This window comes from Dietzia sp. IBK-p2-15D (genome assembly GCF_057773105.1).
Window position 1 is genome coordinate 1 of sequence record NZ_JBYMTK010000098.1, and the last position, 447, is coordinate 447.

Consider the following 447-nt stretch of genomic DNA (forward strand, 5'->3'; position numbering starts at 1 on the left):
TGAAGATAGCCTTCGCTCGTAGGTCTACCATTTGGTTCGGCGTCAACGGCTTGTGGTGCGCTGTGTGTGATTCGAGCATCAAGTCCAGCGCATCCACTAGTTCATCGTGCAGCTCTACTCGGCGGATGCACTCGGCGGCTTGGGAATCCGAGAGAGAACATCCCCACGTATCGACGATGAGGACCAACGGGACGGATGCGCCCTCCAATTGTTCGTGGTCAACCTTTAGCTTCGGCAGCTTCATTGGTCCAGGTGTCGGCGTCTTGGTCTGCATGGCTTACTCCTTTCCGGTTTGCTAGTTAAAGATAAATGCTTTTTCCAGCCACTTAATAAAGGTGACTGCTTCTTTTTCTTCTGTTTCGGTCATACCAATCGCAGACTTTACCCAAGTAATGGTCACGCCCCTACAAATTTCAGCGCTGATTACGCTTGGATAGTCTTTCGACC

At 51.0% G+C, this 447-nt stretch carries 1 protein-coding gene; it reads right to left on the reverse strand.

From position 1 onward, the window contains the following. Positions 1–274 (reverse strand): hypothetical protein (locus tag AC3DEV_RS17045; protein WP_488372880.1); only part of this gene is annotated, 274 nt, incomplete at its 3' end. Positions 275–447 lie beyond the last annotated feature (173 nt).